Annotated in this window: 25 protein-coding genes; 7 read left to right on the forward strand and 18 right to left on the reverse strand. The window is 73.9% G+C overall.

Annotation, left to right across the window (positions count from 1 at the left end):
* Nucleotides 1-65 precede the first annotated feature (65 nt).
* The 10 genes from tsaD to ACPOLA_RS09250 all read right to left on the reverse strand — a co-directional run bounded on the left by tsaD (nucleotide 66) and on the right by ACPOLA_RS09250 (nucleotide 10,562).
* Entirely contained in the window at nucleotides 66-1,118 is a 1,053-nt protein-coding gene (gene tsaD / locus ACPOLA_RS09205; protein ID WP_435770118.1) for a tRNA (adenosine(37)-N6)-threonylcarbamoyltransferase complex transferase subunit TsaD, read from the reverse strand.
* On the reverse strand, nucleotides 1,115-1,579 hold the full coding sequence (gene rimI, locus ACPOLA_RS09210; protein WP_435770119.1) for a ribosomal protein S18-alanine N-acetyltransferase: 465 nt from the start codon (nucleotides 1,577-1,579) through the stop codon (nucleotides 1,115-1,117). Before rimI ends, tsaD begins: the two co-directional genes overlap by 4 nt.
* Nucleotides 1,576-2,235, reverse strand: a complete 660-nt coding sequence (tsaB, locus tag ACPOLA_RS09215; protein WP_435770120.1) for a tRNA (adenosine(37)-N6)-threonylcarbamoyltransferase complex dimerization subunit type 1 TsaB — start codon at nucleotides 2,233-2,235, stop codon at nucleotides 1,576-1,578. The genes rimI and tsaB overlap by 4 nt, the downstream gene beginning before the upstream one ends.
* A 37-nt stretch (nucleotides 2,236-2,272) precedes the next feature.
* Nucleotides 2,273-3,445 carry a glycoside hydrolase family 16 protein gene (locus tag ACPOLA_RS09220; protein ID WP_435770121.1) on the reverse strand — a complete coding sequence of 391 codons (1,173 nt, stop codon included), beginning with the start codon at nucleotides 3,443-3,445 and terminating at the stop codon, nucleotides 2,273-2,275.
* 213 nt (nucleotides 3,446-3,658) lie between these two features.
* Nucleotides 3,659-4,540 carry a glycoside hydrolase family 16 protein gene (locus tag ACPOLA_RS09225; RefSeq protein ID WP_435770122.1) on the reverse strand — a complete coding sequence of 294 codons (882 nt, stop codon included), beginning with the start codon at nucleotides 4,538-4,540 and terminating at the stop codon, nucleotides 3,659-3,661.
* A 129-nt stretch (nucleotides 4,541-4,669) separates the two neighbouring features.
* Nucleotides 4,670-5,602: a tRNA (adenosine(37)-N6)-threonylcarbamoyltransferase complex ATPase subunit type 1 TsaE gene (gene tsaE, locus ACPOLA_RS09230; RefSeq protein WP_435770123.1), complete on the reverse strand. Its 933-nt coding sequence runs from the start codon at nucleotides 5,600-5,602 to the stop codon at nucleotides 4,670-4,672.
* Complete coding sequence (locus ACPOLA_RS09235; protein ID WP_435770124.1) at nucleotides 5,599-6,699, reverse strand: alpha/beta fold hydrolase; 1,101 nt, start codon at nucleotides 6,697-6,699, stop codon at nucleotides 5,599-5,601. Before ACPOLA_RS09235 ends, tsaE begins: the two co-directional genes overlap by 4 nt.
* Nucleotides 6,696-7,907 carry an alanine racemase gene (alr, locus tag ACPOLA_RS09240; protein WP_435770125.1) on the reverse strand — a complete coding sequence of 404 codons (1,212 nt, stop codon included), beginning with the start codon at nucleotides 7,905-7,907 and terminating at the stop codon, nucleotides 6,696-6,698. Before alr ends, ACPOLA_RS09235 begins: the two co-directional genes overlap by 4 nt.
* A gap of 25 nt (nucleotides 7,908-7,932) precedes the next feature.
* Complete coding sequence (locus tag ACPOLA_RS09245) at nucleotides 7,933-9,381, reverse strand: NAD(P)H-hydrate epimerase (protein ID WP_435770126.1); 1,449 nt, start codon at nucleotides 9,379-9,381, stop codon at nucleotides 7,933-7,935.
* Complete coding sequence (locus ACPOLA_RS09250) at nucleotides 9,378-10,562, reverse strand: hypothetical protein (RefSeq protein WP_435770127.1); 1,185 nt, start codon at nucleotides 10,560-10,562, stop codon at nucleotides 9,378-9,380. Before ACPOLA_RS09250 ends, ACPOLA_RS09245 begins: the two co-directional genes overlap by 4 nt.
* Nucleotides 10,563-10,668: 106 nt before the next feature.
* Here ACPOLA_RS09250 and ACPOLA_RS09255 point away from each other — a divergent pair, with 106 nt between their 5' ends.
* Together ACPOLA_RS09255 and ACPOLA_RS09260 are read left to right on the forward strand one after the other, a co-directional pair.
* Entirely contained in the window at nucleotides 10,669-11,808 is a 1,140-nt protein-coding gene (locus ACPOLA_RS09255; protein ID WP_435770128.1) for a sensor histidine kinase, read from the forward strand.
* Nucleotides 11,805-12,479: a response regulator gene (locus tag ACPOLA_RS09260; protein ID WP_435770129.1), complete on the forward strand. Its 675-nt coding sequence runs from the start codon at nucleotides 11,805-11,807 to the stop codon at nucleotides 12,477-12,479. Before ACPOLA_RS09255 ends, ACPOLA_RS09260 begins: the two co-directional genes overlap by 4 nt.
* A gap of 27 nt (nucleotides 12,480-12,506) precedes the next feature.
* On the opposite strand, the gene ACPOLA_RS09265 is transcribed toward ACPOLA_RS09260, so the two are convergent.
* Together ACPOLA_RS09265 and glmS are read right to left on the reverse strand one after the other, a co-directional pair.
* Nucleotides 12,507-12,860, reverse strand: a complete 354-nt coding sequence (locus ACPOLA_RS09265; protein ID WP_435770130.1) for a holo-ACP synthase — start codon at nucleotides 12,858-12,860, stop codon at nucleotides 12,507-12,509.
* Nucleotides 12,861-12,872: 12 nt separating this feature from the next.
* Nucleotides 12,873-14,717, reverse strand: a complete 1,845-nt coding sequence (gene glmS / locus ACPOLA_RS09270; protein WP_435770131.1) for a glutamine--fructose-6-phosphate transaminase (isomerizing) — start codon at nucleotides 14,715-14,717, stop codon at nucleotides 12,873-12,875.
* Nucleotides 14,718-14,792: 75 nt separating this feature from the next.
* Here glmS and coaA point away from each other — a divergent pair, with 75 nt between their 5' ends.
* The gene (gene coaA, locus ACPOLA_RS09275; protein WP_435770132.1) at nucleotides 14,793-15,785 is read left to right on the forward strand and encodes a type I pantothenate kinase; all 993 of its coding nucleotides are present in this window, start codon (nucleotides 14,793-14,795) and stop codon (nucleotides 15,783-15,785) included.
* A 43-nt stretch (nucleotides 15,786-15,828) separates the two neighbouring features.
* Here the strand turns inward: coaA and ACPOLA_RS09280 are convergent, their stop codons facing one another.
* The 6 genes from ACPOLA_RS09280 to rplM all read right to left on the reverse strand — a co-directional run bounded on the left by ACPOLA_RS09280 (nucleotide 15,829) and on the right by rplM (nucleotide 20,865).
* Nucleotides 15,829-16,626 (reverse strand): endonuclease/exonuclease/phosphatase family protein, encoded by a 798-nt coding sequence (locus ACPOLA_RS09280; RefSeq protein ID WP_435770133.1) that lies wholly within the window; start codon nucleotides 16,624-16,626, stop codon nucleotides 15,829-15,831.
* A gap of 24 nt (nucleotides 16,627-16,650) precedes the next feature.
* Nucleotides 16,651-17,442 carry an ABC transporter permease gene (locus ACPOLA_RS09285; protein ID WP_435770134.1) on the reverse strand — a complete coding sequence of 264 codons (792 nt, stop codon included), beginning with the start codon at nucleotides 17,440-17,442 and terminating at the stop codon, nucleotides 16,651-16,653.
* On the reverse strand, nucleotides 17,439-18,362 hold the full coding sequence (locus ACPOLA_RS09290; protein WP_435770135.1) for an ABC transporter ATP-binding protein: 924 nt from the start codon (nucleotides 18,360-18,362) through the stop codon (nucleotides 17,439-17,441). Before ACPOLA_RS09290 ends, ACPOLA_RS09285 begins: the two co-directional genes overlap by 4 nt.
* Nucleotides 18,363-18,434: 72 nt before the next feature.
* Nucleotides 18,435-19,778 (reverse strand): phosphoglucosamine mutase, encoded by a 1,344-nt coding sequence (gene glmM / locus ACPOLA_RS09295; protein ID WP_435770136.1) that lies wholly within the window; start codon nucleotides 19,776-19,778, stop codon nucleotides 18,435-18,437.
* A 97-nt stretch (nucleotides 19,779-19,875) separates the two neighbouring features.
* Nucleotides 19,876-20,379 carry a 30S ribosomal protein S9 gene (gene rpsI, locus ACPOLA_RS09300; protein WP_435770137.1) on the reverse strand — a complete coding sequence of 168 codons (504 nt, stop codon included), beginning with the start codon at nucleotides 20,377-20,379 and terminating at the stop codon, nucleotides 19,876-19,878.
* Nucleotides 20,380-20,421: 42 nt separating this feature from the next.
* Nucleotides 20,422-20,865 (reverse strand): 50S ribosomal protein L13, encoded by a 444-nt coding sequence (gene rplM / locus ACPOLA_RS09305; RefSeq protein ID WP_435770138.1) that lies wholly within the window; start codon nucleotides 20,863-20,865, stop codon nucleotides 20,422-20,424.
* Nucleotides 20,866-21,227: 362 nt separating this feature from the next.
* Here rplM and ACPOLA_RS09310 point away from each other — a divergent pair, with 362 nt between their 5' ends.
* The 4 genes from ACPOLA_RS09310 to ACPOLA_RS09325 all read left to right on the forward strand — a co-directional run bounded on the left by ACPOLA_RS09310 (nucleotide 21,228) and on the right by ACPOLA_RS09325 (nucleotide 25,792).
* Nucleotides 21,228-22,115: a bile acid:sodium symporter family protein gene (locus tag ACPOLA_RS09310; RefSeq protein ID WP_435770139.1), complete on the forward strand. Its 888-nt coding sequence runs from the start codon at nucleotides 21,228-21,230 to the stop codon at nucleotides 22,113-22,115.
* 62 nt (nucleotides 22,116-22,177) lie between these two features.
* Nucleotides 22,178-23,467: a citrate synthase gene (locus ACPOLA_RS09315; protein WP_435770140.1), complete on the forward strand. Its 1,290-nt coding sequence runs from the start codon at nucleotides 22,178-22,180 to the stop codon at nucleotides 23,465-23,467.
* A gap of 2 nt (nucleotides 23,468-23,469) precedes the next feature.
* Entirely contained in the window at nucleotides 23,470-24,114 is a 645-nt protein-coding gene (locus ACPOLA_RS09320; RefSeq protein ID WP_435770141.1) for an HAD family hydrolase, read from the forward strand.
* A 49-nt stretch (nucleotides 24,115-24,163) separates the two neighbouring features.
* On the forward strand, nucleotides 24,164-25,792 hold the full coding sequence (locus ACPOLA_RS09325) for a long-chain-fatty-acid--CoA ligase (protein WP_435770142.1): 1,629 nt from the start codon (nucleotides 24,164-24,166) through the stop codon (nucleotides 25,790-25,792).
* Nucleotides 25,793-25,831 lie beyond the last annotated feature (39 nt).

The raw sequence follows: 25,831 nt of genomic DNA on the forward strand, positions 1-25,831 counted from the left end.
CCGACCGCGCCGTCCGGCCGACCGGGCCGTCGGCCGACTGGGCCGACCGGGCCGACCGGGCAGACTCAGCCGGCCAGCACGTCGGTCACGGGCAGGCTCGAGTCGGCCGGGAGGTCGAGCGGGGACGCGGGCCGGCCGCGCTCGACCATGGCCGAGCCCAGCGCGGCGACCATCGCCCCGTTGTCGGTGCACAGGCCGGGCCGGGGCACGCGGACCCGGATGCCCAGGCGGGACGCCCGGTCCTCGGCGAGCGCCCGCAGCCGGGAGTTGGCCGCGACGCCGCCCCCGATCATCAGGTCCTCGATGCCCTCGGCGCTGGCGGCGTCGAGGGCCTTCCGCACCAGCACGTCGCAGACCGCCTCCTGGAAGGAGGCGGCGACGTCCGCCACCGGCACCGGCTCGCCCGCGCGCTCGCGTGCCTCGACCCAGCGGGCGACCGCCGTCTTGAGGCCGGAGAACGAGAAGTCGAACCGGTGCCGCTCGAGGTCGCGGCGGCTGGTCAGGCCGCGCGGGAAATCGATCGCGACCTTGTCGCCGTCGCGGGCGGCGCGGTCGATGTGGGGGCCGCCCGGGAACGGCAGTCCGAGCAGGCGGGCCACCTTGTCGAACGCCTCCCCTGCGGCGTCGTCGATGGTGGCGCCCATCGGGTCGACCCCGGTGGTGATGTCGGTGACCTTGAGCAGGCTGGAGTGCCCGCCCGAGACGAGCAGCGCCAGGCACGGCTCGGGCAGCGGGCCGTGCTCGAGCTGGTCGACCGCCACGTGCGCGGCGAGGTGGTTGACGCCGTACACCGGCTTGCCCGTCGCCAGCGCGAGCGCCTTCGCGGAGGCGACCCCGACCAGCAGCGCCCCGGCCAGTCCCGGGCCGTGGGTGACCGCGATCGCGTCGACGTCGGCCAGCCGGATCCCTGCGGTCTCGCACGCCCGGTCGATCGTCGGCACCATCGCCTCGAGGTGCGCCCGGCTGGCGACCTCGGGCACCACGCCGCCGAACCGGGCGTGCTCGTCGACGCTGCTGGCGACGGCGTCGGCGAGGAGCGTGCGGCCGCGCACGATGCCGACGCCGGTCTCGTCGCAGGAGGTCTCGATGCCGAGCACCAGTGGTCCGTCGGGAGTCACGCGTCCATTGTGACGGGTGTGCTGAGCACCAGTGCCGTGGTCCCGTCGCGGTAGTAGCGCGGGCGACGGCCGAGCTCGGCGAAGCCGTGGCGGGCGTAGAACGCCAGCGCGGCGCGGTTGTCCTCGCGCACCTCGAGCAGCAGCCGCTCGGCCCCCTCCCCGGCGGCCAGCCGTCGCGCGGCGGCCAGCAGGTCGGTGGCGACGCCGGCGCGCCGCAGACCGGGCCGGACGGCGATGCGCTGGAGCTCGGCGTCGACGTCCACCACGCTCACCACCGCGTAGCCGGCGAGCCCGCCGTGCCGTTCGGCGACCAGGTAGGTCACGGTCGGGACCCGGTCGCCGACACCCTCGGTGACCAGGGCGGCCGACCACCCGTCCGTGGGGAAGGCAGCGGCCTCGAGCTCGACGATCGCGGCGACGTCGCCGCCCGTCGCCGGACGGACCGCCGACGGGTCGGTCACCGCGCCGGAGGTGCGTTGGGGAGGACCGCCTTCGGGGCGCGCGGGATCTCCGCGTCCGGGCGTCGCAGGTAGAGCGGCTCCGGCGGACCCACCTCGGCGAGCCCGTCCACGACCACACGGGCCAGCCACCCGGCACTCGGCCGCAACGGCTGCCGGCCGTCGGGGAAGGCGTCCGGATAGAGGTTGGCGCCCTCTCCGACGACCGGCCCGTCCGTGGCCACCGTCGCCGGTCGCTCCACCACGGGCCCCGAGACGCGTCGCCCCTCGGCGTCGTACGACGCCAGGTAGACCTCCTTGCGCCGGGCGTCCGTGGCGACGGCGAACTCCCCGTCGACGGCGCGGGTGGCGACCGCCTCGGCCGCCAGCGCGTCGAGGCTGCAGACGCCGTGGGCGGGGATCCCGAGCACGTGCGCCATGGTGCGGGCAGTGACCAGCCCGACGCGGAGCCCGGTGAACGGGCCGGGTCCGACCCCCACGGCGATGCCGGTCAGGTCGGCCGGCCCGGCTCCCGCCGTGGCGAGGACCCGCTCGACCAGCGGCGCGAGCTGCTCGCCGTGCCGCATGCCCGAGCCGGCCACCTCCTCCGCCACGACCCGCGTCCCGTCGTGGAGCGCGACCGCGACGGTCGGCGAGGCGGTGTCGAACGCGAGCAGCACGCCACGAGGCTACCGGCGACCGCTCAGCGCGGCGCGGTCAGCGCCAGACCTTCACGTAGTCGACCTCCATCGTCGCGGGCAGCGGCACGCTGCTGCTCCGGTAGAGGTTGGTGCCGGTGCCCAGCGCCTGGGTGAGGTTGATGATGAACTCCTTGCGGAAGCTCTCGGCGCCGTGCGTGTTCACCAGGCAGGTCTTGCCGTCGACGGTGATGGTCAGCCGGTCGGCCGTCCAGACCAGTCCGTAGGTGTGCCACTCGCCGCGCGAGCTGGGGCAGTTCCAGGCGGTGTTGAGCCCGTCGACCGGCCCGCCGTTGTCGTCCTCGTTGTAGTGCAGGAACGGCACCACCAGGTCGGGGTACTGCGAGTAGGTCTCCATGATGTCGATCTCGCCGGACGCAGGCCACTCGCGGTCGGACGCGGTCCGCACGTCGGGCCAGAGCCAGAACGCCTCGTGCAGGCCCGCGGTGGCGTGGTCGCTCACCTTGATCCGCGCCTCGAACCGGCCGTACTGCTGGCCCCAGCGTCGGTAGGTGCTCACCCAGCCGCCGGTCACCGAGCCGCGGGTCCCGTCGGCCCGCTGGGGGCACTGCAGGTCGCCCTCGGCCGGCCGCGCGGACAGGCGCAGGACGCCGTCGGCCACGCGCACGGTCTCGGGGCTGTTGATGTAGCAGGCGTCGCCCGCGGCGCCGGCCATGTGCTGCGGCAGCCAGCGCGTGGGGTCGAGCTCGGTGCCGGCGAACTGCTCGACGAAGGTGCACTCGTAGTAGGAGCCGTCGGGCCGGGCCGGCCGGGTGCCGCAGGCGTCGACCGGGGCCGGCGGCGGCTTGGGCCGGGACTTCCGCTCGACGCGGCGCACCGCGCTGGCGCGCCGGTTCACCACGACCCGGTAGGACCGCGTCCGCTTCGGGTTGGCGATCCGGACGCCGAACCGCCCGCGGCGGTCGGTCCGCACCGTGCGCTTGACCACCCAGCGGTCCCCGGCCCGGACCTGCAGCCGCACCCGGGCGTGGGGCCGGGCCCGGCCCTTGAAGGTGAGCGACTTCCGTCGGGTGACGGGCCTGCCGAGCACCGGCTTGGACGAGCCGGCGGCCGCCACCTGCACCTGCGTGTGGGCAGCAGGTCCGGCGGGCTGGCTCGAGGCCGTGGTGGTGTGTACGACGAACCCGGCGGCGCAGAGCAGCACGAGCACGACGGACTTGATGGTCCGCATGGAGATCCCCCAAGATCAGCTCCTCGCGGACCGCGACCCCGTGCCGCTTCCCCCTCCGCGAAGGCCTTTCCAGGCTAGGAATCCGCGGACGGTCGGCGACACGGCCTGGCGGGCGGACCCGGCTGGTCAGGAGAGGTCACGGACCTCGGGACCGGGGTGCGGCGAGGCCCAGATCCACGGGGACGATCGTCCCAAGGGAGTGCGACGAGCCGGCTACCGCCAGGCCCGCACGTGGTCGACCTCCATGGTCGCGGGGAGCGAGACCTGCCCGTCGAACCGGTTGTGGCCGCCTCCGAGGAGCTGGGTGAAGTTGAGGATGAACGGCTTGCGGAAACTGCTCGCACCGTGCGTGTTGACCAGGCAGGTCCTGCCGTCGACGCGGATGGTGAGCCGGTGGGGCGTCCACTCGAGGACGTAGGTGTGCCACTGGCCCCGTGGCGCGCGGCAGTCCCACGCGGTGTTCAGCCCGGGCACCGGACCGCCGTTGTCGTCGGGGCCGTAGTGCAGGTGCGGGATGGCGAGGTCCGGGTAGGCCGAGAAGGTCTCGACCACGTCGATCTCCCCGCTGCTCGGCCAGGGCGAGTCGGAGGTGTAGCGCACGTCGGGCCACAGCCAGAACGCCTCGTGCAGGCCCGGGCGGCTGGCGGCCCGGACCTTGATCCTGGCCTCGATCCGCCCGTACTGCTGGCTCCAGCGGTAGTGGGAGCTGACCCAGCTGCCGACGTAGGAGCCCCTGGTGCCGTCGGCCCGGAGCGGGCACTCGAGGCCGGAGCCGGCTCGCCGTACGGAGAGACGCAGCTTGCCGAAGCGCTGGACGACGGTGCGCGCATCGCTGATCACGCAGAGATCGCCCGACGTGCCCGGCTTGTCCACGCCCACCCAGAGGTCGGGATTCATGGTGGACCCGCTGAAGTAGTCGGCCATCGTGCAGATCCAGTAGCCGCCGGTCGGCTTGACCAGCCGCGCGCCGCAGGGGTCGCCGAGCGCTCGCGCCGGGGCGACGGGGGTGGCCGTGGAGGGCCCGGGCGTGCCGATCGCGGCCGCCGTGACGACGCAGCACAGCACGCCGAGGACGGCAAGGACTCGTCGGATCACCTGATCTCCCCCTGTGCCCGAGAACGAGCCTCGCGGTCGGTCGACGCGGGTCACGGTACTGAGGGAACCTCGCACTGGGGAACCCCCGAACCGCAATCGCCCGTCGCGACCCGCCCGTCGGGACCGGCGTCAGGCGCCGAGCAGGTCGAACCGAACACCGAGCCAGCGTCGGCCCACGGGGTCGATCTCGACCACCCGGGGATCCCGCTCGGGGTCGACCTCGGTGCTCGCCGTCGCCCGGGCGATGCGGATCTCGAGCCGGGCGTCGGCCAGGCCCTCGGCGAGGCCGGTGCCCCACTCGACCACCGTCACGGCGTCGTCGAGCTCGGTGTCGAGGTCCAGGTCGTCCAGCTCGGCGGCGCCGCCCAGCCGGTAGGCGTCGACGTGGACGAGCGGAGGCCCGTCGGCCAGCGGGGGGTGGACCCGGGCGATCACGAAGGTCGGCGAGGTCACCTCGCCGCGCACGCCGAGCCCCGCCCCGAGACCCTGGGTGAACGTCGTCTTGCCGGCGCCGAGATCGCCGCTGAGCACGACGAGGTCACCCGGACGGAGGTGGTCGGCGAGCCGCCGGCCCAGGGTCCGCATGCCCTCGGCGTCCGGCACGTCGACCGCGACCGGCACCGGTCGCGCCAGCTCGACGTACGGCGCCCGGTGGGCCGTCTCGGCGAACCCCATGTCGCGCCAGAACTGCACCGTGCGCGGGAGCTCGTCGCGGGCCAGCACGACGAGCCGGTCGGCGGTGCCGCGGCGGCAGGCGTGGGCGAGGGCGGCCCGCACCAGGTCGCGGGCGACGCCGCGGCCCTGGGCCGCCGGGTCGACGCCGAACCGGCGCAGGTAGAGCGCGGCGTCGACGGGGTCCAGCACGACGGCCCCGACCGGACGCCCGTCGTCGACGACGAGCAGCCCACCGTCGTGGTCGAGCAGGGCAGCGATCGAGTCCTCGGTCTCCCCCAGCGCATCGGCGGGCGGGTCGAGCACCGGGCGGTCGGCGAAGGCCGCGCGCACGACGGCGAGCACCTCGGCGGCGGACTCGGGACCGACCAGCCTGACCTCGCGGGTCATCGAGCCGCGATCCTCGCCGTCGCAGCGGTGATCAGCTGGTCGAGCTCGGCGTTGACCAGGTCGTGCCGCTCGAGGATGACCATGTGACCGGCCCCTTCGCATTCCAGCAGGCGGGAGCCGGAGATCCGCGCGTGCAGCTTGCGGGAGTGGCCGATGGAGGTGAGCCGGTCATCGGTGCCGCCGATGACGGAGGTGGGGACGCGCCCGAGCACCTCCACGTGGTCGAACTTGTCGAGGCCGGCGAAGTGCGGGAAGAAGTCGGCGACCACCTCGAAGGGTGTGGCTGCCAGCATCTGGTCGACGAACTCGACGTAGCACTCGGGCACCTCGTCGCCGAAGGCGAACCGGTCGGTGGCGACCGTCGCGACGGCCGCACCGGCCCGCCGCAGGGCGTCGACCACGCGGTGGCCCCGGTGCAGCGTGCGGACGGCGCCGAGCGTGAGTGGCGCCAGCAGCCGGGCCGGGGCCATCGGCAGCAGGATCCGGCTGGGGTCCAGGCCTCCGGCGGTGGTCGCGACCAGCCCGACGCCGACGACGCGGTCGCCGATGAGCTCGGGGAACTGCTCGGTGAACGCGACGATCGACATGCCGCCCATCGAGTGACCGACCAGGACGACCGGTCCGTCCGGCGTGGTCGCGTCGATCACCGCCTTGAGGTCGCGACCGAGCTGCTCGATGGTCGAGTGCTCGCGGTCCGAGCGGCCCGAGCGGCCGTGGGAGCGCTGGTCGTAGTAGACGGTGCGGACCAGGCCGCGATAGGCCGCGCGCTGGAAGTGCCAGCAGTCGAGCGTCAGGCAGTAGCCGTGCACGAAGACCACGGTGACCGGCGGTGCCGCCCCCGGGGCCCGGCGCAGCAGGCGGCCGACCGAGCCGGCCGGTTGCCGCAGGTCCACCTCGTCGACCTCGACGTGCAGTGGCACGCCGTCGTCGGCGACGACCGTCACCGGCGCCGACCGCAGCGAGCCGAACGGGACGTCCTGTCCGGCGCGACGGCTGATCTGCCGCTGCTGGCGGAGGACTCCCACGGCAGCGGTGCCGGCGGCGGCGACGCCGACCGCACCGGCGAGCGAGCCCAGCACCCGCGCTCGCCTGCTCATCGGTCCGCCTCCGCTGCCGAGTCGACGTGCCTGCGGGCCATCCGGCCTCCGATCCTGGTCACGATCTCGTAGTTGATGGTGCCGCACGCCTCGGCCCAGTCCTGGGCGGTGGGGCCACCGGCGGAGGGCGGTCCGAACACGACGACCTCGGTGCCGACCGGAGGCCGGTCGCCGCCGAGGTCGACGACGACCTGGTCCATGCAGACCGTCCCGCGGATCGGCCGACGCCGCCCGTCGACCGCCACCTCGGCCACGGCCGCGCGTGACCGGTCCGCGCCGCCGGCGGGCGTGCTGCCGGCGGTGGTGATCCCCGACGCGTGCCGCGGGATGCCGTCTCCGTAGCCGACGGGCACGAGCCCGACCGTGGTGGGCCGGTCCGCCGTCCACCGGTGGCCGTAGGACACCGAGTCGCCCGGCTGCAGGTCCTTCACCATGACCAGCGGCGCACGCACGGTCATGGCCGGCACCAGGCCGAGGTCGGGCGTGCGCCCCGGAGCGGGGTCGAGCCCGTAGAGGGCGATGCCGCAGCGCACCGCGTCGAACCGCGCGCTCGGCCGCAGCACGGTGGCGGCGGAGTTGGCGAGGTGGCGGACCTCGGGCCGCAGTCCCGCCGATCCGGCCATCGCGAGGGCGGCCCGGAAGGCCTGTTCCTGGGAGTCGTTGGCCGGGTGGTCCGGGTCGTCGGCGCACGCGAGGTGGGACCACACCCCGGTGATCCGCCAGGTGCCGTCCTGCTCGCCGGCGCGGGCGCGCGCGAAGAGCTCCGCCCAGTCGGCACGGGCGGCACCACCCCGGGAGAGCCCGGTGTCGACCTTCAGCTGGACCCGCGCCGGTCGCGCCGCGGAGCCGCCCAGCGACTCCGCGACGGCGTCCAGCTCGGCGACCGAGTACGCGGTGACGTCGAGGTCGGCCGCCGCGCCGGCGGCGTAGTCGGCGCCCGGCGCGGTGAGCCAGCACAGGATCCGGCCATCGACCCCGGCGGCCCGGAGCGCGAGCGCCTCCTCCAGGGTGGCCGTGGCCAGCCACTCGGCGCCGCCCGCGCGCGCGGCCACTGCCGCCTCGACCATGCCGTGCCCGTAGCCGTCGGCCTTCACGACCGCGATCAGCGGGACGCCGGCAGTCTCGCGGAGCACCCGCGCGTTGGCCCGGATCGCGGCCACGTCGACGACGATCTCGGCTGGACCGAGCGACGCCGACGGGCTGGGCATGGGAGCCATCCTCCCATCCGGCGGCTCAGAGGGTGGCGAGCAGGGCCGGCAGGGCGGCGGCCACGTCGGCGGCGACGATCGGGCCACCGGTCACGACGGGGCCGGACCGCACCGACCGTGAGCCCCCCGATGCCAGCGTGGCCGCGGCCCCGTGCAGCCAGGAGCCCACCGAGGCGGCGTCGAACGGCTCCAGCCCTCCGGCGAGCAGCGCCCCGACCAGCCCACCGAGCACGTCACCGGCGCCCGCGGTCGCCAGCCACGGGGTGCCGGAGGTGGTCACCCGGACCGCTCCGCCGGGCCGGGCGACGACGGTGCGGCGTCCCTTGAGCAGCACCACGGCGTCGTACTCCTCGGCCGTGCGGCGGGCCAGCTCGAGGGGGCGGGCCTCGACCGTCGCCCGGTCGAGGTCGAGCATTCGCGCGAGCTCCCCTGCGTGGGGGGTCAGCACCGCCGGCGTGCCGCGGACGAGGTGGGCGAAGCCGAGGGCGTCCGCGTCGACGACCAGCGGCACCGCGTCGGCGAGCGAGGCGCGCAGGCTCTCCTCGGCCGACGCGTCGCTGCCCGAGCCCACCACCCAGGCCTGGACCCGCCCGGGCCCGACGACCTCCGGGAACCGGGCCCGCACCTGCTCGAGCACCGCCTCGTCGCCGTCGTAGCGCACCATGCCGGCCAGCCCGCACGAAGCGCCGGCCACGCTGAGCACCCCGGCCCCCGGATAGCGGGCGGAGCCGGCGCGCACGCCCACCACCCCGCGGCTGTACTTGTGCGCGTCGGCGGCGGGCCGCGGCACCAGGCGCGCCACGTCGGCCGGCTGCAACGCCTCGACGGTCGCCCCGTCCCCCGCGTCGGATCCCCCATCCGGCCCCATGTCGAGCCCGATGTCGACGAGGTGCACGGCCCCGCACGCGGCCGCCGCCGGGTCGACCAGGTGACAGGCCTTGTGGGTGCCGAAGGTGACGGTCACGTCGGCGGTCACGTGCGGACCGGCCACCTCGCCGGTGTCGACCCCGACTCCCGAGGGCACGTCCACCGCCACCACCGGCACCCCGGCCAGGACCGACAGCGCTGCGGCCGCCGGGGGTCGCAGCCCCGGACGCCCACCGATGCCGACGATGCCGTCGACGACCACCTCCGGGCGTCGCGGGTCCGGCACCGCAGCGGACGCGTCCGTCGCGGTGCCGCCCGCCCGGCGCAGGGCGCGGAGGCCTTCCGGGTGCACGGTGGCGGAGAGGAGCCAGGCCTCCACCTGGGCGCCGCGCCGGGCCAGCAGCGCGCCGGCGTACAGCGCGTCGCCGCCGTTGTCGCCCGACCCGACCAGCAGGAGGACGCGGCGACCGTAGGCGGAGCCCAGGAAGTCGGTCACCGCGTGCGCCAGTCCGTGGGCCGCCCGCTGCATGAGGGCCCCCTCCGGCAGCCGCGCGAGCAGCTCGCCCTCGGCTCGACGGACCTGCTCGACGGTGTGCGCGCGGATCACGCACTCACGCTAGCCGCACCGTGCCGACGGCGGTGGTAGGCGACGGCGGCCGCGACCAGCGCCGGCCCCCACAGGGGGAACGGCATCACCAGCAGCACCTCGACCGCCGACACGGGCAGGTCGGGGTCGGCGAGGATCAGCTGCACCATCGCCCGGCCGGCCACGGTCACGGCGAGGCCGACACCGATCGCGGTCGCCGTCGGCCAGCCCGGCGAGACGACCCGGCCACCGACCGCGGGCAGCCACCGCGGGTACGTCGTCCCCCACCGTGCGAGGAGCCCGAGCGTCAGCACCGCTCCACCGAGGGCGGCGATGCCGAGGGAGATCCCGAACACCCGGGCACCCGGGTCGGCGTGCACGTCGCCGCCCGCAGCGAAGGCCGGCCAGGGAGTGAGCCAGGTCAGCCGGACGAGGCCGTAGGGCACCGGACCCAGCGCGGCCACGATCGTGACCCACCAGCCCCAGTCGCGCCGCGGCCGCCGGTAGCCGCTGACCACCGGCGCCTCGCCCCACCAGCGCACGCCCGAGACGCGGAGCGCGACGACCGCCCACAGCAGGCCGCCGGCGAAGACCCCCGCGTTGAGCAGGATTCCGGCGGCGGAGTCCCGCAGCCCGCCGCCCAGCGCCCGACCGAAGTCCGCGACATCGGCCGCGTCGACGCCGGCGAGGACGGGCCCACCGAGGCCGGCGACGAGCAGCCCGACCGGCAGCCACCACAGCCGAGGGGCGCGGACCGCCGCCACGGTGAGGTACAGCAGCAGCAGCGGCGGGCCGAGGATGGCGGCGGCATAGCCGAGGGTGACCAGCAGCTTGAGGTCGGTCAGCAGCAGCAGCGACCCGGCCGCGTACGACGCGACGACCGCTCCCGGCACCGTACCGACCGGACGGTGGGCCAGCACCCACCCGGCGAGCAGCGCTGCCGTCGTGCCCCAGAGGAGGAGCGCCGCGGCGCCCGCCGTCGGGGCGAGGAGGTTGAGCAACGACCCGGTGCCGGCTCCGGGCCGGAGGTGGTCGGGATAGCTGTCCGGCTCCAGCAGCCAGTACGACGCCGCGCCGGCCAGCGCCACGCCGAGCGCTCCGGCGAGCGCCGCGGTCCTCGCGACGGGATGCGTCGTCGGGGACGGTCCGGGGTGACGTGGGTCGGCTGGGGGTCGCACGGTGGTGCGCGTCGTGGTGGCCATGGGTCGAGCGTGGTCGGCCGGGAGCGGTTCGGCGTCCCGCCGGGGAGGGAACCGCCTCCCTCACGCGAGGGATCCGTCGCCTGCGCCGCACTGCCAGAATCACCTCATGCAGCTGACCGTCGAGCGGGCCCCGCTGCGCGTGGTCTTCGTGCTGATCGGCGCCGCCCTCGCCCTCGCGCTGGCGCTCGTCGACACCACCGTCGTCGCGCTGCTCCACCAGGAGACCCGGCTGCCGCTGTGGGCGGTGGTGGGGCTCGGAGCGGGCCTCGTCGTGCTGCCGCCGGTGCTGCTGGGCCTGCTGCCGGCGATGCGGACCGTCGAGGGCGTCGCGGCGACGTCGCTCCTCGGTGTCGACGTGCCGGGTGCCGGCGAGCCCGCGCGGACCGCCTCGCAGCGGGGCCGGACGCTCGGCTGGTTCCTCGCCCACCTGCTGGCCGGCGCGGCGATCGCCGCCGGCGTCACCGCGGCGCTGGTCGTCGGCGGCTGGTGGGCCGTGCCGGTCCTCGGCGGCACGGTGCTCCTCGCCGTGGCGCTCGGCACCGGTCTGGCCGCGCTCGCGCCACGCCTGCTCGGCCCGTCCTACGCGGAGCGGATCGCCCTGCTGGAGCGCGACGTCGACCGGGCCGTCGAGCGGAACCGTCTGGCCCGCGAGATCCACGACGGCGTCGGCCACGCGCTGTCGCTGGTGAGCGTGCAGGCGGGTGCGGCCCGACGGGTCCTCGCGACCGACCCGGCGTTCGCCCGGGACGCGCTGGAGGCGATCGAGGACGCCGCCCGCCGTGCCACCGCGGACCTCGACCGGGTCCTGGGCCTGCTCCGTGACTCCGCGGCACCGCGTCCCCAGGCCGCCGACCTCACCACCCTCGAGGAGCTGGTCGGCGCGACGCGCACGGCGGGCCTCGAGGTGGACCACCGGACCGGCGGCGACCTGTCCGCGCTGCCGTCCGTCGTCAGCCGCGAGGGCTACCGGGTCGCGCAGGAGTCGCTGACCAACGCGCTGCGCTGGTCCGGCGACGGCACGGCCACCCTGGAGGTGGTCCACGACCGCGGAGTGCTGCGGATCTCGTCTGCCAACCCCCTCGGCGCCGACCAGGCGACGAGCCGGTCCCGCGGCGGGCGTGGCCTCGTGGGCCTCCGGGAGCGGGTCGCCGCCCTCGGCGGCGCGCTCGAGGCGGGCGTGGTCGGGGACCGGTGGCAGCTGGTGGCGACCATCCCGACGACCGACCCGTCGGAGCCGACCCGGTGACCACCGTGCTGCTCGCCGACGACGAGCCCCTCGTGCGCGGGGGGCTGCGGGCGATCCTGGAGGCCGAGCCCGACATCGTGGTCGTCGGCGAGGCCGCCGACGGCGCCGAGGCGGTCGCCCTCGCCCGCCGCGTCGGTCCCGACGTGGTGCTGATGGACGTCCGGATGCCGCACGTCGACGGGATCACCGCCACCACGCTGCTCGCACGTCAGCCGCGGCCACCGAAGGTGGTCGTGGTCACGACCTTCGAGAACGACGACTACGTCTTCGACGCCCTGGTCGCCGGCGCCCACGGCTTCCTCCTGAAGCGCGACGCCCCCGCGCGGGTCGCGGCCGCCGTCCGCACGGTCGCGGCCGGCGAGGCGCTGCTCTTCCCGGAGGCGCTGCGCGCGCTGGTCGCCGGCCGGACCCGCGACGCGGCACGGCAGGCGGCGTCCCCGCAGGCCACCGAGCTCGCGCGCCGGCTGGCCCGGCTCACCGACCGGGAGCGGGACGTGCTCCGGCTGCTCGCCGCCGGGTTGAGCAACGCCGAGATCGCCGACCGGTTGGTGCTCGGCGTCGAGACGGTGAAGACCCACGTCCGCAGCGTGCTGGGCAAGCTGGGGGTCAAGGACCGGGTGCAGGCCGTGATCCTCGCCTACGAGTCCGGGTTCGTCCGCACGGGGACCTGAGTCTCCGGTGGCCGGGCCGAGGGTGGCTCAGTCCTCGAGCACCACCATCGCGGTGGCCACTCCGCCGTCGTGGGAGAGCGAGAGGTGGACTGAGCGCACCCCGAGCCGGTCGGCCACGGCGCGGACCGTGCCCCGGAGCTCGAGGACCGGCCGCCCCGAGTCGAGCCGCACCACCTCGGCGTCGTGCCACGCCATGCCGCCCGGGGCACCGAGCGCCTTGGCCAGTGCCTCCTTGGCCGCGAACCGCGCGGCCAGCGAGGCGACCGGCAGACCGAGCTCGTCACCGACGAAGAGCTTGTCCACCAGAGCAGGCGTACGACGGCACGACTCGTCGAACCGAGCGATGTCGCACACGTCGACCCCGACGCCCACCACCGCCATCCAGACCGCCGCCTACTCCACGGTGACGGACTTGGCGAGGTTGCGCGGTTGGTCGACGTCGTGGCCGAGCGCGGTGGCCAGCTCGCAGGCGAACAGCTGCAGCGGGACGGCCGCGACGAGGGGCTGGAGCAGCACCGGCACCTTCGGCAGCGGGAGCAGGTGGTCGGCGTACGGCTCGATCGAGGTGTCGCCCTCCTCGGCGAGGCAGATGGTGCGGGCTCCGCGGGCCCGGACCTCCTGGATGCCGCTGATCATCTTGCCGTGCAGGCTGTCCCTCCCGCGCGGGGGCACCACGCAGAGGACCGGCAGTCCCTCCTCGACGAGGGCGATCGGGCCGTGCTTCAGCTCGCCGGCCGCGAAGCCCTCGGCGTGGATGTAGGCGAGCTCCTTGAGCTTGAGCGCGCCCTCCAGGGCGACCGGGTAGCCCGCGTGCCGGCCGAGGAACAGCACCGACTTCGACTCCACGTGGGCACGGGCCAGCGCATAGACGCGCTCGGCCTCCGCCAGGACGCCGTCGATGTGGTCGGGCATCGCCTCGAGCTGCGCCATGATCTCGTCGATCTCGTCGCCGTACCGGGTGCCCTTGACCTGCGCGATGTAGAGCGCCAGGAGGTAGCAGGCGACCAGCTGGGTGAGGAACCCCTTGGTCGACGCGACGCCGATCTCCGGCCCGGCGTGGGTGTAGATCACCGCGTCGGACTCGCGCGGGATCGAGGAGCCGTTGGTGTTGCAGATCGCCAGGACCCGCGCCTTCTGGCTGCGCGCGTGGCGGATCGCCTGCAGGGTGTCGGCGGTCTCGCCGGACTGGCTGATCGCGACGATGAGCGTGGTCTGGTCGATGATCGGGTCGCGGTAGCGGAACTCCGAGGCAAGCTCGACCTCGACCGGGGTGCGGGTCCAGTGCTCGATGGCGTACTTCGCCACCATGCCGGCGTAGAAGGAGGTGCCGCAGGCGATGATGATGATCTTGTCGATGTCGCGGATCTCGTCGTCCGCGAGCCGCATCTCGTCCAGCTGGAGGCGCCCCGCCGCGGTGCGCCGGCCGATCAGCGAGTCCGCGACCGCGCGGGGCTGCTCGAAGATCTCCTTGCGCATGAACCAGTCGTGGCCGTCCTTCTCGGCGGCAGACAGGTCCCAGTCGACGTGGAACCGACGGGCCTCGACCGGCGCGCCCCGGAAGTCGGTGACCTCGACGTGGTCGCGGGTCAGCACCACGATCTGGTCCTGCCCCAGCTCGAGCGCCTCGCGCGTGAAGTCGATGAACGCCGCCACGTCGGAGCCGAGGAAGTTCTCCCCCTCGCCGAGGCCGACCACCAGCGGCGAGTTGCGCCGGGCGGCGACCACGGTCTCGGGGTCCTCCGCGTCGACGGCGACGAGGGTGAAGGCGCCGTCGAGCTGCTGGCACACCCGCTGCATGGCCGTGGTGAGGCTGACCCCGGACTGCACCTGGAGCTCGACGAGATGCGCCACGATCTCGGTGTCGGTCTGGGAGAGGAGCACGTGGCCGTCGGCCTCGACGCGGGCGCGCAGCTCGACGAAGTTCTCGATGATCCCGTTGTGCACCAGCGCCACCCGGCGCACCCCGCCGGTGTGCGGGTGCGCGTTCAGGTCGCTGGGCGGACCGTGGGTGGCCCAGCGGGTGTGTCCGATCCCGATCCCGGCCTTCGGCAGCGGCCGGTCGTCGAGCACCTTCTCGAGGTTGGCCAGCTTGCCGGCGCGCTTCTCCACGGCCAGCGCGCCGTCGTGGACCACGGCGACGCCCGCCGAGTCGTAGCCGCGGTACTCCAGCCGCCGCAGACCGTCGAGGACGGTGTCCTGGGCCGACCTCGGCCCGACGTACCCGACGATCCCGCACATGGACGCCAACTCTAGGCGGTCCGGATGCGGGACGCGCCCGCGGCGCTCCCGGAGGGCACTGCCACAATCGCTGGCATGTCGGCCGGCCACAGCACGGGGGACAACCACCGCCACGGCGACGAGGCGCGGGCCGAGGCGTCGCCGTACGTCGAGCTGGACCGGGCGACGTGGGCGATGCTGGCCTCGGAGACCGAGAGCCCGCTGACCACGGAGGAGATCGGGCGGCTCCGCGGGCTCGGGGAGTCGCTGGACGTGAGCGAGATCCGCGACGTCTACCTGCCGCTGTCCCGGCTGCTGAGCCTCTACGTCAGCTCGGCGTCGAAGCTGCACCGCGAGCAGGAGGCGTTCCTGCACGGCGTCACTCCCCCGCGCACGCCGTTCGTGATCGGGCTCGCCGGCTCGGTGGCCGTCGGCAAGTCGACGACCGCCCGGGTCCTGCAGCACATGCTGGGCCGGTGGCCGGAGCACCCCAACGTCGCCCTGGTCACCACCGACGGCTTCCTCTACTCCAACGCCGAGCTGGAGAGGCGCGGCCTGCTCCACCGCAAGGGGTTCCCCGAGTCCTACGACCGCCGGGCGCTGATGAAGTTCGTGATCGACATCAAGTCCGGCAAGGACGACGTCGAGGCCCCGGTGTACTCCCACCTGGTCTACGACGTCGTGCCGGACGAGCGGGTCGTCGTCAAGAGCCCCGACATCGTCATCATCGAGGGGCTCAACGTGCTGCAGCCCGCACGCGTCCGCGAGGACGGCCGCACCGGTCTGGGCCTGTCGGACTTCTTCGACTTCTCCATCTTCGTCGACGCCCGCACCGGCGACATCCGCGAGTGGTACGTCGACCGGTTCCTCCAGCTGCGGGAGACCGCCTTCCGGGACCCGGAGTCCTACTTCGCGAAGTACGCCGCGCTCGACCACGACGCCGCCGTGGACGAGGCCCGCCGGATCTGGGACGAGATCAACGGACCCAACCTGGAGCAGAACGTGCTGCCGACGCGCTCCCGGGCGACGCTGGTGCTGCGCAAGGGGGCCGACCACGCCGTGCGGTACGTCCGGCTGCGCAAGCTGTGACGCCTCCGCGCGCCCGGGCCGGCGAGGGCCGGCCCGCTCCGAGTCAGAGCTCCACCATCAGCGCCCGATGGTCGGACACCTCCGGCGCCGCGACCACCTCGAACGACCGCACCCTCCCGGGATCCGAGACCAGCAGGTAGCTGGCGTGCCGCACCGGCTTGCGATAGCGCGTGGTGCGGGTGTCGGCCTCGCCGACCAGGTCGGTGAGGCCGATCTGCGCCAGCACCTCGAAGGTCACGCTGCCCGGCAGCACGTTGAGGTCGCCGCACACCACCACCAGGTCACCGGGCTCGCGCACGCTCTCCACCAGCTCCGCGAGCCGCTCGGCTTGGGCCCGGCGGGCGGGGGTGTCCGCCTTCCCGCCGGCGTCGCGCAGGCCGTGGAGGTGGCCCAGCGTGACGTGCCGGCCGTGCTCGTGGTCGTGGAAGCGCGCGACCTGCGCCGCCCGGGGCCGGTCGCTGTGCGGCCACGCCTCGCCGTGGTCGGCGTACGCCCGGTGGACGTGGGCGCCCCTGGTCGCGACCTGCGCCAGCTCCAGCCGGGCGAACATGCCGAGCCCGAAGTGCTGGCGGTGCACCGCGCCGGCTCCGTCGCGCACCGGGCCGCTGTCGCTGACCGTGAACCAGCCGGCGTGACCCGGCAGCGCGGCCGCGAGGTCGCCCAGCAGGTCGGCCCGCTGGGGCAGCGTCCGCTCGCCGTCCTCGAACCGGGTCCAGCCGGTGAGCCCCGGCGTCCGGGTCACCTCCTGCAGGCACAGCACGTCCGCCCCGGCGACCGGGACCCACGCCGCCAGCTCGTCGTACATCGCCCCGCCCCAGGCGTTCACCGAAACGATCCGCACGAGCGGGAGACCCTAGCGGCCCGCTCAGCCGATGTCGCGGCGCAGCGTGGTGAGCCGCCCGACCACGGCGAACACCGCGGCGTAGCCCAGGAGCACCAGCGCGGCCGCCCACCGCGGCAGCAGGTCGACCGTCGTCGGGTCGCCGAGGAAGGTGGCGCCGATCAGCGAGTCGGCGGCACCGCCGGGGAGGAACGCCGCCACCCGGTCGAGGCTGCCGACCTGGGTGAGCACCAGCCGGGCGATCGGCTCGACGAACTGGGTGAACGCGAGGATCACCACGATGGCGGCGACCTGGTTGGAGACCCACGAGCCGAACGCGACCCCGATCACCGCCCACAGCGCGATCACCAGCACCCCGAGCACCAGCCCGACCACCACGTCGCCGTCGCCGAGCATGGCGCCGTCGCCCTCCAGCGCCAGGAACGGCGCGCCGCCGGCGACGACCGCGGCGACGCCCACCAGGCCGGCGAGCAGCCCGATCGGGATCACGGAGAGCAGCTTGGCGACCAGGAACCGTGTGCGGTCGGGCTCGACCAGCAGGCTCTGGGTGATGGTCTGGTGCCGGAACTCCGTGGTCATCGCCAGGCTGCCGATCACGAGCGGGAAGACGTAGCCGATGCTGTTGACCACCGAGTACGTCGACCGCGCGGCGTCCTCGCCGCGCAGGGGCGCCGCGCCTTCGGTCTCCAGCAGCGTCATGCTGGCCCCGATCGCTGCGGCGATGAAGACCAGGTAGGCCGCCATGACGAGCAGCAGCAGCCACCACAGCCGGGTGCTGACGAGCTTGCGGTACTCCGCGACGAGCGCCGCCCTCATGCCGCCACCCCCGGCGCTGCCGCGGCCGGCTCGGGTCGGGTGAGCTCGAAGAAGAGCGCCTCCAGGTCGACGTCGCGGCGGACCAGCTGATGCAGCTCGATGCCGGCCGCGTGCGCGGCGCCGCCGAGCTCCGCCGACGCCGCGCCGTCCACGAGCAGGCCCGTCCCGTCCGGCGTCGCCGCCCAGCCGCGGTCGGCGGCGAGGCGGGTGACGGCCTCGAGGTCCGGCGCCTCGACATAGGTGGCGGGCGTCGCGCGGGACTGGAGGCTCGTGAGGGAGGAGGCGTGGCGCAGCCGGCCCTGGGCGATGATCACCACCTCGTCGACACTGGCCTGGACCTCACGCAGCAGGTGGCTGGAGACCAGCACCGTGCGGCCCTCCGCGGCGAACTGGCGCAGGAGCCCGCGGATCCACACGATGCCCTCGGGGTCCAGTCCGTTGGTCGGCTCGTCCAGCACGATCACCGGCGGGTCCGCGAGCAGCGCGGTCGCCAGCCCGAGCCGCTGACGCATGCCGAGGGAGTACTTCCCGACGCGCCGGCCGGCGGCCTGGTCGAGCCCGACCGCCTCCAGCACCTGCGCGCACCGGGCCCGCGAGACACCGACCTGCGGCGCGTAGGCCTCGAGGTGGCCCAGGCCGGTGCGGCCGGGATGGAAGCTGGACGCCTCGAGCGCGGCGCCCACGACGCGGCCCGGCCGGTCGTGGTCGACGTACGGCCGGCCCCCGACGAGCGCGGTCCCCGCGGTCGGCCTGGTCAGTCCCAGGAGCATCCGCAGGGTGGTGGTCTTGCCGGCGCCGTTGGGACCGAGGAAGCCGGTGACGGCGCCGGGCCGGACGGTGAAGGTGAGGTCGTCGACGGCCCGGACGGGGCCGAACTGCTTGGTCAGGCCGTCGATGACCAACTGGGGGGAATCGGTCATGCCCTCACCCTGCCAGGTGACGGCGGCTCCCCGGCCGGCGGGGACGGGTCGCGGGCCCCTCGGTGTCCTGCCTCAGAGCGCCAGCCGCGCCCGGACCACGTCGGCCAGCCGGTCGGCCACCGACTGCGCGAGGTCGGCGGTCGGGGCCTCGACCATCACCCGCACGAGCGGCTCGGTGCCGGACGGGCGCAGCAGCACCCGGCCGGTGTCGCCGAGCTCCGCCTCCGCCCGGGCCACCGCCGCGACGAGCTCGACGTCGTCGGTGCGACCGCGGTCGACGCCGGCCACGTTGACGAGGACCTGGGGCAGGCGGGTCATCACCGCGGCCAGCTGCTGCAGGCTCTGGCCGGTGGCGGCCATCCGCTGGAGGACGTGGAGGGCCGTCAACAGGCCGTCACCGGTGGTGGCGTGGTCGCGCATGATCACGTGTCCGGACTGCTCGCCGCCGAGCGAGTAGCCGCCGGCACGCATGTCCTCGAGCACGTAGCGGTCCCCGACCGAGGTCTGCCGCACGGCCACGCCCGCGGCGGACATCGCCTGCACCAGGCCCAGGTTGCTCATCACCGTGGCGACCAGGGTGTCGTCGACCAGCCGGCCGGACTGGCGGAGGGCGAGGGCGAGGATCGCCATGATCTGGTCGCCGTCGACGACCTCTCCGGTGTGGTCGACCGCCAGGCAGCGGTCGGCGTCGCCGTCGACGGCGAAGCCCGCGTCCGCACCGTGCTCGAGGACCGCCTTCTGCAGGAGGCCGAGGTGGGTGGACCCGCAGCCGTCGTTGATGTTGAGCCCGTCGGGCTCCGCCCCGATGGCGACCACCTCGGCTCCCGCGGCGGCCAGCGCGCGGGGTCCCACGTCGCTCGCCGCGCCGTGGGCGCAGTCGAGGACCACGCGCAGTCCGGCGAGCGGCTCGTCGAGGGTGCCGACCAGGTGCGCGGCGTACTCCTCCGCCGCCGGGCCGTAGGGCGTCACCCGGCCGACAGCGGCCCCGGTGGGCCGCTCCCAGGCCTGGCCGAGGTGCTCCTCGATCTCCCGCTCCAGCCCGTCGTCGAGCTTCACGCCGCCGCGAGCCAGGAACTTGATGCCGTTGTCGGGCATCGGGTTGTGCGACGCACTGATCACCACGCCCACGTCGGCGCCGAGCGCGTCGGTGAGGTAGGCGACCCCGGGCGTCGGCAGCACGTCCAGCTGGAGCACGTCCACGCCCGCCGAGGCCAGCCCGGCGACCACCGCGTGCTCGAGGAACTGGCCCGAGATGCGGGTGTCGCGGCCCACCACGGCCAGCGGACGCGGGCGGCTGAAGTCGCCGTGCTCCACCAGCACGCGCGCCGCGGCCACGCCGAGGCCCAGCGCCAGCTCCGCCGTCAGCTCGCCGTTGGCCAGCCCGCGGACGCCGTCGGTCCCGAAGATGCGCGTCATCTCTCTCCCCTCGGCGGCGCCGAGCCGCCCGCCAACGCCGACGGGACCACGACCGCTGCTGCGGAGCGTGGTCCCGTCGTGCTGTGCCGTACGGCGATCAGCGCTTGCTGTACTGCGGAGCCTTGCGGGCCTTCTTGAGACCGGCCTTCTTGCGCTCGGTCGCGCGGGCGTCGCGGGTCAGCAGGCCGGCCTTCTTGAGGGTCGGGCGGTTGGCCTCGACGTCGACGGCGTTGAGGGACCGGGCCACGCCGAGACGCAGGGCGCCGGCCTGGCCGGTGATGCCACCGCCGTGGATGCGGGCGATGACGTCGAAGCGGCCCTCGAGGCCCAGGGCCGCGAACGGCTCGTTGACGACCTGCTGGTGCAGCTTGTTGGGGAAGTAGTCCTCGATGCTGCGACCGTTGATCGTCCAGTTGCCGGTGCCGGGGACGATCCGGACGCGGGCCACCGCCTCCTTGCGGCGGCCGGTGGCCGCGCCGGGGGCGATGGTCGCCGGGTGGGCGGCGGAGTCGGCGGACGGGGTGGTCTCGCTGGTGTAGGCGAGGCCCTGCTCGTCGGTCTCGAAGGTCTCCTCGACCTCGTTGTTCTGGGTGTCAGCCACGGTGAAAGTCCTTGAATCCTAAAGAGTCTGCTCGGTCGGAGGTCACTGGGAGATCTGGGAGATCTCGTAGGGCACGGCCTGCTGGGCCTGGTGCGGGTGAGCCGGGCCGTTGTAGACCTTCAGCTTCTTGATCATCTGCCGGCCGAGGCGGTTCTTCGGGAGCATGCCCCACACGGCCTTCTCGACGGCCTTGCGGGCGTCCTTGTCGAGGACCTCGCCGATCGGGGTCGCGGTGAGGCCGCCCGGGAAGCCGGAGTGGCGGTAGACGAGCTTGTCGTTGCGCTTGTTCCCCGAGAGCGCGACCTTCTCGGCGTTGACGATGATGACGTAGTCACCGGTGTCGGCGTTCGGCGCGAAGATCGGCTTGTGCTTGCCGCGCAACAGGTTGGCGGCCGTCACGGCGAGCTTGCCGAGGACGACGTCCGTGGCGTCGATCACGAGCCAGGCGCGCTCGACGTCACCGGGCTTGGGAGCGTAGGTACGCATGATGCGTTCACTCTCTTCGGATAGTTCGTGGACCCGTCCGACGGACGCCGGTCGGGCTTGCCTCCACTCCGGCGGGAGCCGGCGCGGGGGCGACGTCCTCTGACGAACTCAGCCCGGCCCACGCACGCTCGTCGTCGCGACGATCCGGTGAGCGATCCGGGACTGCCCCGGCTCACCGGAAGGTGGGCGCGGAGCGGCAGGAGACGCGACCGACAAGGCTACGGTCCGATGCGGCGGCCGGTCAAAACGCGGTCGCCGGCCCGGCCGCGACGCCGGCCGCCGGGGCGGCGGTACTCCGGTCCGGGTGAGCTGTGTCACACTCCGTGCGGGAGCGGCCCGGACGGGCCGGAGGAGAGGGACACATGGACTCCGCACTCGTGTCGGTGGGGCTGCCGGCAGCGCTCGCCGTGATCATGTTCGGCCTCGGCCTGTCGCTGACCCCGGACGACTTCCGGCGGATCGCCCGCACGCCGCGGGCCGTGGCCGTCGCGCTCGGCGCACAGCTCGTCGTCCTGCCGCTGGCCTGCTTCGGGCTGGTCGTCCTGCTGGACCTGGACCCGCTGCTCGCAGTCGGCATGATGCTGCTGGCCGCCTCCCCGGGCGGCACCACCGCCAACCTCTTCAGCCACCTCTTCCGCGGCGACGTGGCCCTCAACATCACGCTGACCGCCCTCAACTCGCTGATCGCGGTGGTGACCCTGCCCGTGGTCGTCAACCTCGCCGTCGGGTTCTTCGACCCCACCGGCGCGGGCGACCTGGGGCTGCAGTTCGGCAAGTCCGCGCAGGTCTTCGCCATCGTGCTCGTCCCCGTCGCCGCGGGCATGCTGGTGCGCCGGGCCTCTCCCGGCTTCGCCGCCCGCGCCGACAAGCCGGTGCGGATCGGCTCGGCGGCCGTGCTGGCCCTGGTCGTGGTCGGCGCGCTGCTGGCCGAGCGGGAGAACCTGTCGGACTACCTCGCCGACGTCGGCCTGGCCGCGACCCTGTTCTGCCTGGCCAGCCTCGGCCTCGGCTATGCCCTCCCCCGCCTCGCCGGGACGACCGAGAAGCAGGCCCTGGCCTCGGCCTTCGAGGTCGGCATCCACAACAGCACCCTGGCGATCGCGGTCGCGGTGAGCGTGCTCGACAGCGAGCTGCTGGCGGTGCCCGCCGCGGTCTACGGCGTGCTGATGTTCCCGCTGGCGCTGGGCGCCGGCTGGCTGCTCACCCGGGTGCCGCGCCGCGCCCCGGCCGCGACCGCCCGGGGGACCTGACGACGGTCACCCTGCGGGACACCCGCTACCGGCGCCCTCCACCGGGCGACTAGGTTGCAGGTGTGACTGACTCTCTCACCGTACGCGACAACCGCACCGGCGCGGAGTACGAGATCCCGATCGTCGACGGCACCATCCGCGCCGCCGACCTGGGACAGATCAAGACGGCCGACGACCAGCCCGGCCTTGCGACGTACGACCCCGGTTTCGTCAACACCGCCTCGTGCCGCAGCGCGATCACCTACATCGATGGCGAGAAGGGGATCCTCGAGTACCGCGGCTACCCGATCGAGCAGCTCGCCGAGCACTCGAGCTTCCTCGAGGTGGCCTACCTCCTGATCCACGGAGACCTGCCCACCCGTGAGCAGTACGAGCAGTGGGTCCACGAGATCACGTTCCACACCTTCGTCCACGAGAACGTCAAGGGCTTCATGCAGGGCTTCCGCTACGACGCGCACCCGATGGGGATGCTGATGGCGTCGGTGGGGGCCCTGTCGACGTTCTACCCCGAGTCACGTCACATCGAGGACCCGGACAACCGCCACATCCAGATCGTGCGGATGATCGCGAAGATGCCGACCCTCGGCGCCTGGTCGTTCCGCCACGCCCAGGGCAAGCCCTACATCTACCCCGACAACGAGCTCTCCTACTCGGAGAACTTCCTGTCGATGCTGTTCAAGATGAGCGAGGCGAAGTACGCCGCCGACCCGCGGATCGCCAAGGCGCTCGACGTGCTGTTCATCCTGCACGCCGACCACGAGCAGAACTGCTCGACCAACGCCGTCCGCTCGGTCGGCTCCTCGCAGGTCGACCCCTACTCCGCGGTCGCCGCCGGCATCGGCGCCCTGTTCGGCCCCCTCCACGGCGGTGCCAACGAGGCGGTGCTGAAGATGCTGCGCCGGATCGGCTCCAAGGAGAACATCCCCGCGTTCATCGAGGGGGTGAAGAACGGCGACGAGCGGCTGATGGGCTTCGGCCACCGCGTCTACAAGAACTACGACCCGCGGGCGAAGATCATCAAGAAGGCGTGCGACGACGTCTTCGAGGTCACCGGCGTCAACCCGCTGCTCGAGGTCGCGCAGGAGCTGGAGAGGATCGCGCTCGAGGACGAGTACTTCGTCAAGCGGAAGCTCTACCCCAACGTCGACTTCTACTCCGGCCTGATCTACGAGGCGCTGGAGTTCCCGCCCGAGATGTTCACCGTGCTCTTCGCCATCGGCCGCACCCCCGGCTGGCTCGCCCAGTGGCTGGAGCTGGTGCAGGACAAGGACCAGAAGATCGCCCGGCCGAAGCAGATCTACACCGGCCAGCGGACCCTCGAGTTCGTGCCGGCGGAGGAGCGCTGGGCCTGACCTTGGGCGCGGCTCCGCAGCACCGGACGACCCCGGCCACCGACGTGGCCGGGGTCGTCTGGGACCTGGGCAACGTGCTCGTCGAGTGGGAGCCGTTCCGCGCGGTCGCGGCCGGGGTCGGCGACGACGAGGCCCGCCGCTTCCTCGCCGGCTTCGACTTCGGCGCCTGGAACCATGCCTGTGACGCCGGACGACCGTGGGACCAGGCGTTGGCGGAGCTCCAGCGCGACCATCCCGAGTGGGCCGCGCACGGCCGGGCCTACTACGACAACTTCGCCGCGTCGCTGACCGGCGAGGTCCCCGGCACCGTCGACCTCCTCCGCGCGCTGCACGCGCAGGGCGTGCCGCAGTGCGGCCTGACAAACTGGTCCGACGAGCTCTACCACGCGCATGCGCCCCGGCGCTTCCCCTTCCTCGCACTGCTCGACGACGTCGTGGTGTCGGGCACCGAGGGCGTGGCGAAGCCGGACCGCCGCAGCTACGCCATCGTCGCCGAGCGGATGGGGCTGCCGCTGTCGCGCCTGGTGTTCGTCGACGACAAGGCGGCCAACGTCGACGCGGCCGTCGCCCTCGGCATGACCGGCGTCGTCTTCACCGGCGCCGACTCCCTGCGGGTCGCGCTGCGGGGTCTCGGCCTGCCCGTGTGAGGGGTGCGTCGCGTTGTGCCCCCTTGTGATGTGGGACACAATCGGCGGGGTGACCACCGACGCCCAGTCCCGCCCTGCAAGCTCTCGCGCCTGGCCGCCCGCCACCCCACCCGAGCCGACGTACGTCGACGACCGGCTCAACTACTGGGCCGAGGCCACCCCCGACGGGGAGGCGATGTCCTACCTCGGCCGCACCTGGACCTGGGCCGAGTGGCACGACCGGGTGCACCGCGTGGCCGGAGGCCTGCGCGACCTCGGCATCGCCCGCGGCGACGTCGTCGCCTTCCTCGACAAGAACCACCCGGCGTGCGTGGAGGTCAGCCTGGCCGCGGGCTCGATCGGTGCGGCCAACGCCATCGTCAACTGGCGCTCGGCGGGCGACGAGATCGACTACGCCGTCAACGACTGCGGAGCGAAGGTGCTCTTCGTCGGCCGGGAGCTGATGCCGACGATCGAGGCGATCAGGGACCGGCTGCCGAAGGTCAGCCGGGTGATCGAGGTGACGCCCGCGGGCGGGCCCGACGACGAGTACGAGCAGTTCCTCGGCGAGTCCACCCACTGCGGCGACGGGCCCGACGTGCTGGAGGACGACGTCTGCCTGATCATGTACTCCTCCGGCACGACCGGCCGGCCCAAGGGCGTGATGCTCACGCACCGCAACATGGTCCGCCACACCGTCAACGCCCACGACGGCTGGGGCTTCGAGCCCGGCGACAAGTCGATGGTGGCGATGCCCCTGTTCCACGTGGGTGGGTCGTCGTACGTGCTGTTCGGGATCCACGACGGCGTCCCGTCCGTGATGACCCGCGAGCCGGACGCGGCGTCCCTCGCCGGCGCGATCATGGCGGGTGCCAACCGGACCTTCCTGGTGCCCGCGGTCCTCGCGCAGGTGCTCCAGGCGGGCGGCGACGCGGTCAAGCTGTTCGGCGCCCTCAAGACCTACACCTACGGCGCGGCCCCGATGCCCCCGCCGCTGCTCCGCGCCGCGATGGAGGCCTGGCCGGGGACCGACTTCATCCAGGTCTACGGGCTGACCGAGGTCTCCGGCGTCGCGACCCACCTGCTCCCCGAGGAGCACCGCGAGGCGGTGGCCGGCGACCGTCCGGAGCGACTGCTCTCCGCGGGCAGGCCCATCCCGGAGTGCGAGGTGCGGATCGTCGACCCCGGGACGCTCGCCGACCTGCCCACCGGCGAGGCGGGCGAGGTGTGGCTGAAGACCCCGCAGCTGATGAAGGGCTACCACGGCAAGCCCGAGGCGACGGCGGAGGTGATCACCGACGACGGCTGGTTCCGCACCGGCGACATCGGGCACGTCGACGCCGACGGCTACGTCTACGTGTCCGACCGGCTCAAGGACATGATCATCACCGGCGGCGAGAACGTGTACTCCCCCGAGGTGGAGCGGGTGCTCAGCGAGCACCCGGCCGTCCTGGAGGTCGCCGTGATCGGCGTGCCCGACGACCGCTGGGGCGAGTCGGTCAAGGCGGTGGTGGCGCTCAAGGAGGGCTCCGACGCCACCGAGACCGAGCTGGTGGAGTGGTGCCGCGAGCGGTTGGCCCACTTCAAGGCCCCCCGGTCGATCGACGTCGTCCCCGCGCTGCCGCGCAACCCCACCGGCAAGATCCTCAAGCGGGAGCTCCGCAAGCCGTACTGGGACGACCGGGACCGCCAGGTCTGAGCAGGCACCGCTGTTGGGCAACTCCTAAAGCAGGTCTCA

It is taken from the genome of Nocardioides proteolyticus (assembly GCF_051280635.3).
Lineage (GTDB): Bacteria > Actinomycetota > Actinomycetes > Propionibacteriales > Nocardioidaceae > Nocardioides.